This window comes from Phyllobacterium sp. P5_D12, from assembly GCF_054049495.1.
Map to the genome: position 1 here is coordinate 1 of NZ_JBFUMG010000163.1, position 8935 is coordinate 8935.

General features: G+C 57.4%; 6 protein-coding genes. 3 read left to right on the plus strand and 3 right to left on the minus strand.

The features are described from left to right. Positions 1-106: 106 nt before the first annotated feature. Positions 107-1027 carry a DMT family transporter gene (locus tag ACXJ5O_RS12725; RefSeq protein WP_457300201.1) on the minus strand — a complete coding sequence of 307 codons (921 nt, stop codon included), beginning with the start codon at positions 1025-1027 and terminating at the stop codon, positions 107-109. A 200-nt stretch (positions 1028-1227) separates the two neighbouring features. After that, complete coding sequence (gene rnd, locus ACXJ5O_RS12730) at positions 1228-2427, minus strand: ribonuclease D (protein WP_112530816.1); 1200 nt, start codon at positions 2425-2427, stop codon at positions 1228-1230. A 149-nt stretch (positions 2428-2576) separates the two neighbouring features. On the opposite strand from rnd, the gene aspS reads away from it, so the two are divergent. Further along, entirely contained in the window at positions 2577-4367 is a 1791-nt protein-coding gene (aspS, locus tag ACXJ5O_RS12735; RefSeq protein WP_457300205.1) for an aspartate--tRNA ligase, read from the plus strand. 75 nt (positions 4368-4442) lie between these two features. Here aspS and ACXJ5O_RS12740 read toward each other — a convergent pair whose 3' ends face one another. Continuing rightward, positions 4443-5642 (minus strand): hypothetical protein, encoded by a 1200-nt coding sequence (locus ACXJ5O_RS12740; protein WP_457300202.1) that lies wholly within the window; start codon positions 5640-5642, stop codon positions 4443-4445. 195 nt (positions 5643-5837) lie between these two features. Between ACXJ5O_RS12740 and parC the strand changes: the two genes are divergently transcribed. Together parC and ACXJ5O_RS12750 are read left to right on the plus strand one after the other, a co-directional pair. Beyond that, complete coding sequence (parC, locus tag ACXJ5O_RS12745) at positions 5838-8117, plus strand: DNA topoisomerase IV subunit A (protein WP_457300203.1); 2280 nt, start codon at positions 5838-5840, stop codon at positions 8115-8117. A 109-nt stretch (positions 8118-8226) separates the two neighbouring features. Continuing rightward, positions 8227-8935: TetR/AcrR family transcriptional regulator (locus ACXJ5O_RS12750; protein WP_457300204.1), on the plus strand; the 709-nt coding region annotated here is incomplete at its 3' end.

Here is an 8935-nt window from a genome sequence, read left to right on the forward strand (position 1 = left end):
CGGGTCAAGCCCGAGGATGACGGAGAGGTCGGGATGGGATGAAGGAGAGATAGCGGTAGAAGGCATGTTTCAGTCAAAACTTGAAACCCTCTAGGGATGGGCTTTTTCAAGCCGATGTGACTGCCGCTCTCCGGCGCGTTGGCAGCGTCATGGCCGCGACGCCCGCAATGACGCAGACAAGGCCAATCCAAGCGGTCGGATTGAGGCTTTCGCCAAGGAAGAGTACGCCGATACCGACGCCGATCGGCACGCGCAGATAGGCTTGCGATGTGGTGCTGACTGAACCCAACGTGTGGATCAAGCGGAAATAGATCACGAAGGCGAGGGCGGTCGAAAAAATCGACAGGCCAAGTAGTGCCAGGATCGAGTCTGTCGATGGCACGATGGTCCACGGCTGGTCAATGGCGAGGCTGACCGGGATGAGCAGCACCGCGCCGCAGAGCAGCGAGCCGGCGGCCGGCATCATTGGATCGAGCCCCTTGAAACCTCTCCCGAAAATTGCCGCCGCGGCATAGGAGATCGTCGCGGCCACAATCGCCAGTTGCGCGAGCGCTTCCTTGCCCACGCCGTGAAACGCTTCAAGACCGATGATGAGGCTGATGCCGATGACACCGGCAACCACGCCGAAAAGCTTGCGGCCTGTCACGGCTTCATGACGTGTGATCAAGACGGTCAGAAGGAAGGCGAAGATCGGCGTCGTCGAATTGAGGATCGTCGCAAGTCCGGCATTCACCGTCAGTTCCGCCCAGGCGATGAGCGTGAACGGAACGACGCTGTTGATGCAGGCCTGAATCAGAAAGCGCTTCCAGATGGCAGGGTCGCGTGGCAGCGATAGTCCGCGCAGCTTGATGATCGCCAGAAGCAACCCGCCGGCGATGAGCGTCCGCGCCGCGATGAAGGTGACAGGCGGAATGGTTTCGACGCCGATCTTGATGAACGTATAGGACGCTCCCCACAACGTCGCGAGAACGGCGAGGAGGGCGATTTCTTTTGCAAGCGACGGGGCAGGGAGCGTCGATGTGGTCATGATGGTTACTCAATTTTTGCTGCATTGATCTTGCGCAGATCAATGCGAGAAATCGATGGCTCGATGCTTCGATCACGACCGAACTATAAGTTTCGAGCAAACCTGTTTGGGTCCGGGATAGAAATCACACAAGAGTTTGCGATTCCTGCACACGAATGATCGATTCCTATGCAAGAATCATCGAATCCGGCGCAAGAATTTCAATCGGCGGTAGAAATTTGGTTGTTTTCGGTTGCGGTTTTGGCGTCCGGCCATTCCACGGCGCGTATCTTCTTGTTCTCGAATTTGAGGCAGAGCTCGCCATTGATGAGCTGCAGCGCCTTCTCGCCAAACACCTCGCGCCGCCATCCCTGCAGCGCCGGAATGTCATCCGCATCGCCTTCCGCCGCGATCCTGTCGATCTCGTCTGTCGTTGCGACGACCTTCGCGGCAACGCCGTGCTCCTCGGTAACGAGCCGCAACAGCACCTTCAAAAGCTCGGCCGCAGCACCTGCTCCTTCAGGCGATTGCACGGATTTTGGCAGGCGCGGCATGTCTTCCTTCGGCAGATCAAGCGCGAGATTGACGGCGTTTAGCAGGCCCGTTGCCATGCTGGAACGCTCCCAACCCTTTGGAATCGTTCGCAAACGCGACATCGCTTCCGCATCGCGCGGCTGCTGCTGGGCGATTTCGTAGATGGCGTCATCCTTGATGACACGGCCGCGCGGCACATTGCGTTCGCGCGCTTCCCGTTCGCGCCAGGCGGCGACGCTACGCAGGACAGCGAGCTCCACCGGCTTGCGCAGGCGCATCTTCAGCCGCTTCCAGGCATCGTCCGGATGCATGTCATAGGTCTCGCGTGCGGTGAGGATCTTCATCTCATCGAGAACCCACTCGGTGCGGCCTTCCGCTTCGAGACTGCTCTTCAGATGCAGGTAAATGTCGCGTAAGTGGGTAACGTCGGCGAGCGCATAGTCCAGCTGCTTTTCCGACAGCGGCCGCCGCCGCCAGTCAGTGAATCGCGACGATTTATCGATCTGCGCTCCAACGATCCGTTGCACCAACTGGTCGTAAGCGATTGCATCGCCGAAGCCGCAGACCATCGCCGCGACCTGTGTGTCGAATACCGGATGCGGGATCAGATTGCCAAGGTGAAAGATAATTTCGATGTCCTGGCGCGCGGCATGGAACACCTTGACGATTTTTTCGTCGGCCATCAGCTTGAAAAACGCAGCAAGATCAAGGCCCGGCGCCAAAGCATCGACGATCGCCGTGTGATCAGGCGAGGCGAGCTGTATGACGCAAAGTTCCGGCCAGAACGTGGTCTCCCGGATAAATTCCGTATCGACTGTCACGAAATCGGATTGGGTGAGGGCGGCAACAGCCTGTTCAAGCTGATCAGTGGTTGTAATCATGGTCATGAAATTTCTATAGCGAATGGATATGCGTTTGTCTCCGTCCCAATCCTGATCTTGACAAATCACCCTCAAAATGCGCTTGTCCGCGCAAATTCCTGGACCGCTTGCGGGGCTTTTCACGCATGTCCATCCCACTATCAGAGGCACTTATCATGCACCGTTACCGCAGCCATACCTGCGCCGCCTTGCGTAAATCGGACGTAGGTTCAACTGTTCGTCTTTCCGGCTGGGTTCATCGCGTCCGCGATCATGGCGGCATTCTCTTCATCGATATCCGCGATCATTATGGCCTGACGCAGATCGTCGCCAACCCGGATTCGCCAGCCTTCAAACTGGCAGAAACCGTGCGTGGTGAATGGGTTATCCGTGTTGACGGCGAGGTCAAGGCGCGTACGGACGACACGATCAACCCCAATATGCCGACTGGCGAAATCGAAGTCTTTGCCCGGGAAATCGAGGTGCTGTCCGCCGCAAAGGAACTGCCTTTGCCGGTATTCGGCGAACTCGACTATCCGGAAGACATTCGCCTGAAATATCGCTTCCTCGACCTGCGTCGCGATAGCTTGCACAAGAACATCATGTCGCGCACGAAGATCATCGCCACCATGCGCCGACGCATGACCGATGTCGGTTTCACAGAATTTTCGACGCCGATCCTGACCGCATCGTCCCCGGAAGGGGCGCGCGATTTCCTCGTGCCGAGCCGCATTCATCCCGGCAAATTCTACGCACTGCCGCAGGCGCCGCAGCAGTACAAGCAGCTGATCATGATGTCCGGTTTCGACCGCTACTTCCAGATCGCGCCGTGCTTTCGTGATGAAGATCCGCGAGCCGATCGTCTTCCAGGCGAGTTCTATCAGCTCGATATCGAGATGAGTTTCGTCGAGCAGAATGACGTGCTTTCGACCAYGGAGCCCGTATTGCGCGGCGTTTTCGAAGAATTTGCCGAAGGCAAGCCCGTTACGCAGGAATTCCCGCGGATCACCTATGACGACGCCATGCGTAAATATGGTTCGGACAAGCCGGACTTACGCAACCCGATCGAAATGCAGGCGGTGACTGAGCACTTCGCCGGTTCCGGCTTCAAGGTTTTCGCCAACATGATCGCTAACGATCCGAAGGTCGAGGTTTGGGCTATCCCGGCCAAAACCGGTGGTTCGCGCGCTTTCTGCGACCGGATGAATTCCTGGGCGCAAAGCGAAGGCCAGCCGGGTCTCGGCTATATCTTCTGGCGTAAGGAAGGCGACAACCTTGAAGGGGCAGGCCCTCTTGCCAAGAATATCGGTCCGGAACGCACCGAAGCACTGCGCATTCAGCTTGGTCTCGACGACGGCGATGCGGCCTTCTTCGTTGCTGGCGATCCCAAGAAGTTTGTGTCCTTTGCAGGCGCCGCCCGCACGCGCGCCGGCGAAGAACTGAACCTCGTCGACCGCGAACAGTTCAAGCTGTGCTGGATCATCGACTTCCCGTTCTTCGAGTGGCTCGAAGACGAGAAGAAGATTGATTTCGCTCACAATCCATTCTCCATGCCGCAGGGTGGAATCGATGCGCTGGAAAACCAGGATCCGCTGACGATCAAGGCGTTCCAGTACGATATGGTCTGCAACGGTTTCGAGATCGCTTCGGGCGGCATCCGCAACCATCTGCCGGAAACCATGGTCAAGGCTTTCGAGGCTGTCGGCCATTCGCGAGAAGCGGTTGAGGAACGTTTTGGCGCTCTCTACCGTGCCTTCCAATATGGCGCGCCTCCGCATGGTGGCATGGCGGCTGGCATCGATCGTATCGTTATGCTGCTCGTCGGCGCAAAGAACCTGCGCGAGATCACGATGTTCCCGATGAACCAGCAGGCGCATGATCTGCTGATGAATGCCCCGTCGGACGTATCGCCGGCTCAGCTGCGCGATCTGAACATTCGGCTCAATCCGGTGAAGAAAGAGGTTTAAAAACCTCTTCTAACTGACTCCAATAAAACAAAAAGCCCGGCATTGCTGCCGGGCTTTTTCATTGATTAGTTTCGATTACTGGTTTGCGTTGACCGTGACGCCGAGGGTTTTGATCAGCGATTTCGGATCGGCCATCCCGCCGGCGGCGATAATCGCAAAGGGTACCGGCTTTGCCGGAGCAGCCTTGACCTCGATGTTTTTCGGGTCATCGAGATAGGCATTGACGGCGGCCGCAAGCGATTGGGCGAATTCGGCATTGCCGAGTTGCGCCGCCGCCATTGGCAGTATCATCTTGGCCTGGCCGATGAGATCACTGCGCTTGGCGCCCTGCTGTTTGGCGACATAGTCGAGCACCTTGTTGGTGAGAGAAGCATCATCGAAACGGATGGACGCACCGGTAAAGCTCAGCTGCTGCATCAGCCCGAGCATGGCCATGCCCTGCGCCTCATCGGGCTTGCCCTTCATGTCCTTTGTCGCTTCCTGCATGCCTTTGATAAAATCGAGCGTATAGCCAGAAATGTCGAGCTTGATGCCAAGCGTACCAGCATCGTCCGCGACAAAGTCCATTTTTTCCATATTCAGCCGCCCATCGGTCACATTCCATGTCCCCGCGGCGTCGATCTTTCCAGAAATGGTCTCGTATCCAAGCGCTTTGAGCGCGTCTTTGGTCTTTGGGTCTTGCACATCAGTAAGGTCGGCCTTGAAGCTCGCAACGTTGCTCGTGAACGCAACGGGCGACGTTTCAGTCAGCGGCGATACCGTAGCTGTCAATCCGTCGGCCACAAAGACGTCCTTGCCTTTGGCGTTCACGGTCACGTGCCTGACTTCGGCCTTCTCGTATTGAAGAATCTTGGCCAACGGTTCGGTCGCGCCTTCGGCCGGAAGAGAGATGCCTTCCATCTTGATGCCCTCGACGCTGATCTTGCTGTCGGGCTCACCTTCCGGGCTGAAATTGATATCCGGCATTGTCATTGCGCCGATCTTGAATCCCCCGCCTGATACATCGGTGACATCGCTCAGCGTGATATCGCCGACTTTGAACGCATCCTTGATACCGGCGGTCGAAACTTTGGTATCCTGTAGGATCACAGTCGAGTCGTGCGTCTCGACATTGCTGTACTCCATTGTACCGCCTTGTTCGCCGTAAGCCGCCTTAAGCCGCGCGGCGACAGCGTTACCATCGACCGCATAGGCCGAGCCGGCAAGTACCACGACGAGAGCAGAGGTGGTGGCCAGGAGGCGCAAGCCAGATTTCACAAGATGGATTGGAGGCATGTTTTGATCCCTGTTGTTTTCAACTGTCAACGCATCAGGAGCGGTAAGACTGTGATGCAATTTGGGCGTTACAAAGTCAGATTTGAGGTGTGGACGCAAGCGCTCTGCAATTGAACGTTGCAATGATCGCCACCAGCCTGTGATCTTGGCGAATCATTGCTTGCCCGCGATTCCGCGAGTTGATAGTCCATTGACATGGGAAAAAGCCTGATTCCGCCAGACAATGGCGATGATAATGTGGAACCGGTCGATCTGAAGGCGGCGCTGGAAGAACGCTATCTTGCCTATGCGCTATCGACGATCATGCACCGCGCCCTGCCGGATGTCCGTGACGGGTTGAAGCCGGTTCACCGCCGCATCATGCATGCCATGCGCCTGTTGCGTCTTTCGCCTGATCAGTCCTATGCGAAATGCGCGCGTATTGTCGGCGAGGTCATGGGTAAATTCCATCCGCATGGCGACCAGTCGATCTATGACGCGCTGGTGCGGCTGTCGCAGGATTTTGCCGTGCGTTATCCAGTTGTCGACGGGCAGGGCAATTTCGGCAATATCGATGGCGATAACCCAGCGGCGATGCGTTACACCGAAGCGCGGATGACCGATGTCGCCATGCTGCTGCTCGAAGGCATTACCGAGGATGCAGTTGATTTCCGCCCTACTTATAACGAGGAAGACGAGGAACCGATCGTCCTTCCCGGCGCATTTCCGAATCTGCTCGCCAATGGCTCCTCGGGCATCGCAGTTGGCATGGCCACCTCGATCCCGCCGCACAATGTGTCGGAGCTCTGTGCGGCAGCGCTGAACCTGATCAAGCATCCGGATGCAACGGTCGAAGAGCTGATGTCGCAGACCGAGGATGAGGACCCGTCGAAGACCAAAGTTCGCGGTCCGGATTTCCCGACCGGGGGCATTATGGTCGAGACGCCAGAGGCCATTCTCGATGCCTACAAAACCGGCCGTGGCGGGTTTCGCCTGCGCGCACGCTGGCAGGTCGAGGATCAGGGGCGCGGCACCTGGAATATCGTCGTCACCGAAATTCCGTATCAGGTGCAGAAATCACGGCTGATCGAGAAGATCGCCGAGCTGCTGATTGCGAAGAAGCTGCCGCTGCTGGACGACGTGCGCGATGAGTCCACGGAAGACGTGCGGCTCGTACTGGAGCCCAAGAGCCRCAGCGTCAATCCAGAAATCCTCATGGAATCCCTGTTCAAGCTCACCGAGCTTGAAACGCGCTTTCCATTGAACATGAATGTGCTTTCGAACGGCAAGGTACCGAACGTCCTGTCGCTGCGCGATGTGCTTAAGCAATGGCTGGAACACCGGCAGGACGTCCTCATAAGACGTTCCCGCCATCGCCTCGGCGAGATCGAGCGCCGCCTTGAAATTCTTGGCGGCATGCTGATTGCCTACCTCAATATCGATGAGGTCATTCGCATCATCCGCGAGGAAGATGAGCCGAAGCAGGAAATGATCCGCCGCTTCGACCTCACCGATAACCAGGCTGAAGCCATCCTCAACATGCGTTTGCGTTCTTTGCGCAAGCTTGAGGAATTTGAGATCCGCAAGGAATTCGACGGTCTGACGGGCGAAAAAAAGCAGATCGAGGAACTGCTGGGGTCCGACGCCAAGCAATGGCAGACGATTTCCTGGCAGATCGCCGAGATGCAGAAAAAGTACGGCGCGGATACGCCCCTCGGCAAACGCCGCACCACCTTCGCCAATGCTCCGCAGCATGATCTGACCGACATGCACCACGCCATGATCGAGAAGGAGCCGGTAACGGTCGTCGTCTCCGAAAAAGGCTGGTTGCGCGCCATGAAGGGGCATCTGGCGGACTTCTCGACGCTGACCTTCAAGGAGGGCGACAAGCTCAAGCTCGCCTTCCACGCCGAGACCACGGACCGTATCCTCGTCCTGACGACCGGCGGCAAGTTCTACACGATCGGCGCGAACAGCCTGCCGGGCGGGCGGGGTCACGGTGAGCCAATCCGGATCATCGTCGACATGGAAAACGACCAGGATATCGTGACCGCCTTCGTGCACAATCCGGAGCGAAAACTGCTCCTTTCGTCACATGTGGGCAACGGCTTCCTTGTGCCCGAGGCCGAGGTGATCGCCAATACGCGCAAGGGCAAGCAGGTGATGAACGTCAAGGCGCCCGATGAAGCACGTCATTGCATCCCCATCAGCGGCGATAGCGTTGCGATCGTCGGCGAAAACCGCAAGATGCTGGTGTTCCCCCTCACCGAAATTCCAGAACTTGCACGCGGAAAGGGTGTTCGTCTGCAACGCTATAAGGATGGCGGCGTCGCTGATATCCGCGTTTTCACGATGGAGCAGGGCCTTACATGGCAGGACGCGTCCGGCCGCAGCTTCACTCGCGGCAAATTGGAACTGCTGGAATGGGCTGGYCCCCGCGCGACAGCCGGGCGCATGGTGCCGAAGGGTTTCCCGCGCTCCGGCAAGTTTTCCTGACGACTCGTTCAGTTTGTCAAAAATGAAACGAGAGCGATCATTCTCGTATTGATCTTCCCTTGTCCATCGTGTAAATGAGAGAGAAYGTTCTCTCTTTTTTTGGTGCTCTATGGTTGATCACGTCCTGCCAAAGCAGGCTGCAAACATTTCAGTGGATGCTGCGGACGACGAACCTCGTTGTTTCGTCGCCAAGCTCTTCGGCAAGCGCGCGCGCAATCGCGAAGCGCAGGAAGAACGCATCCTCACGGCCGCGATGAATTGTTTCATCCGCTCCGGTTTTCGTGGCGCGTCCATGAACGAGATCTGCTCGGAAGCCGGTATGAGCCCGGGAGCACTCTACCGTTATTTCCCTTCGAAAGAAGCGATCATCGAGAAGATCGCCGCGACTCACCGCCAGCAAAGTGCGGAAATTCTCGCACGGATGTCGCAGTCAAATAATATCGTTGATGCCATCACGAATGTTGGCCTCGATCACGTACGCAAGATGTCGATGAATGACGAGGGGCCAGGCCCTCGCGATTCCAGCGCCCGTCTTTTCGTCGAGGTGCGCGCCGAATCCATGCGAAACGAAAGCGTTGCCGCGATCTGTGAACTTCACGAAGGCCTGATGCGCGAAGAGCTTCTCGCAGCATTTTCTGCAGCGAAGGAACGCGGCGAGATCGATCCTGTCACCGATCTGGAGCTCGCTGTGGCGTCACTGGCTGCCATGGGCGAGGGGATCATCATGCGTAATTTTCCTGCGCAAGGCGTACCGCTTGAGGCGCTGGAGCCGGTGTTCCGCGCGCTCGCCGTCGGCTTGCTGCGACCGACAAAGCCTC

What these genes read in the sequence shown, in the direction of transcription:
- ACXJ5O_RS12725 (WP_457300201.1), bottom strand. Translation starts at nt 1,027, where the DNA reads ATGACCACATCGACGCTCCCTGCCCCGTCGCTTGCAAAAGAAATCGCC.
- rnd (WP_112530816.1), bottom strand. Translation starts at nt 2,427, where the DNA reads ATGACCATGATTACAACCACTGATCAGCTTGAACAGGCTGTTGCCGCC.
- ACXJ5O_RS12740 (WP_457300202.1), bottom strand. Translation starts at nt 5,642, where the DNA reads ATGCCTCCAATCCATCTTGTGAAATCTGGCTTGCGCCTCCTGGCCACC.